The sequence below is a fragment of the Streptomyces sp. NPDC054834 genome (assembly GCF_053611185.1).
On the sequence record NZ_JBSGZV010000115.1, the window covers coordinates 1 to 1,835 of the forward strand.

General features: G+C 66.6%; 2 protein-coding genes. Both read left to right on the forward strand.

All coding sequences use genetic code 11. The features are described from left to right. A partial coding sequence (locus tag ACWGJM_RS48965; protein WP_453418271.1) for a DUF3459 domain-containing protein occupies positions 1-992 on the forward strand: 992 nt, incomplete at its 5' end. Then, positions 989-1,835 (forward strand): alpha-amylase family glycosyl hydrolase (locus ACWGJM_RS48970; RefSeq protein WP_453418272.1); only part of this gene is annotated, 847 nt, incomplete at its 3' end. The genes ACWGJM_RS48965 and ACWGJM_RS48970, both read left to right, overlap by 4 nt.

Below are 1,835 nucleotides of genomic sequence, written 5' to 3' on the forward strand. Positions count from 1 at the left end.
TCGCCTACGCCGAGAACCCCCCGAAGAAGTACCAGGACATCTACCCCATCGCCTTCGACGCCGACATGGACGGCCTCATCACCGAGACCGTCCGCATCCTGCGGCACTGGATGGCCCACGGCGTGCGGATCTTCCGCGTGGACAACCCCCACACCAAACCGGTCGTGTTCTGGGAACGCGTCATCGCCGAGATCAACCGCACCGACCCGGACGTGATCTTCCTCGCCGAGGCGTTCACCCGCCCGGCCATGATGCACACCCTCGCCCAGATCGGCTTCCAGCAGTCCTACACGTACTTCACCTGGCGCAACACCAAGCAGGAACTCACCGAGTACCTGACCGAACTCAGCGGTGAGGCGGCGGCCTACATGCGGCCGAACTTCTTCACCAACACCCCCGACATCCTGCACGCCTACCTCCAGCACGGCCACCGCCCCGCCTTCGAGATCCGCGCCGTGCTCGCCGCCACCCTCTCCCCCACCTGGGGCATCTACAGCGGCTACGAACTGTGCGAGAACACCCCCCTGCGCGCAGGCTCCGAGGAATACCTCGACTCGGAGAAGTACCAGCTCAAACCCCGCGACTGGGCCACCGCCGCACGCGAGGGCAACACCATCGCCCCCCTCATCACCCGCCTCAACACCATCCGGCGCCGGCATCCGGCGCTGCGGCGCCTCAGGAACCTGCGCTTCCACCCGACCGACAACGACGCCGTCATCGCGTACAGCAAACGCTCGGGCTCGGACACGGTTCTGGTGGTCGCCAACCTCGACCCGCACCGCACCCAGGAGGCGACGGTCTCGTTGGACATGCCGCAACTCGGCCTGGACCAGCACGCAACCGTGTCCGTGCACGACGAACTGACGGGTGAGACCTACCACTGGGGCAGGACCAACTACGTGCGCCTCGAACCCGGCCGGGCGCCGGCGCATGTACTCCATGTCCGGCGATCGTCCGCCTCGCCCCAGATCGGAGGGCCCAGCGCGTCATGACAGTCAACAGCCCCGTCCCGGACACCTTCGAGGACACTCCCGCCAAGGACCGGGACCCGGAGTGGTTCAAACGCGCGGTCTTCTACGAGGTTCTCGTCCGCTCCTTCCAGGACAGCGACGGCGACGGTGTCGGCGACCTCAAGGGCCTGACCGCCAAGCTCGACTATCTCCAGTGGCTGGGCGTGGACTGCCTGTGGCTGCCGCCGTTCTTCAAGTCACCGCTCAGGGACGGCGGCTACGACGTCTCCGACTACACCGCCGTCCTGCCCGAGTTCGGTGACCTCGCCGACTTCGTGGAGTTCGTCGACGCCTCCCACCAGCGCGGCATGCGCGTGATCATCGACTTCGTCATGAACCACACCAGCGACCAGCACCCGTGGTTCCAGGAGTCCCGCAAGAACCCCGACGGGCCGTACGGGGACTACTACATGTGGGGCGACGACGACAAGCAGTACCAGGACGCGCGGATCATCTTCGTCGACACCGAGACCTCCAACTGGACCCATGACCCGGTCCGCGGCCAGTACTACTTCCACCGCTTCTTCTCCCACCAGCCGGACCTCAACTACGAGAACCCGGCCGTGCAGGAGGAGATTCTCGCCGCCCTCCGCTTCTGGCTGGACCTGGGCATCGACGGGTTCCGGCTGGACGCCGTGCCCTACCTGTACGCGAGCGAGGGGACGAACTGCGAGAACCTGCCCGCCACGCACGAGTTCCTCCAGCGCGTCCGCCGCGAGATCGACGCGATGTACCCGGACACCGTGCTGCTGGCGGAGGCGAACCAGTGGCCGGAGGACGTCGTCGACTACTTCGGCGACTTCCGGTCCGGCGGCGACGAATGCC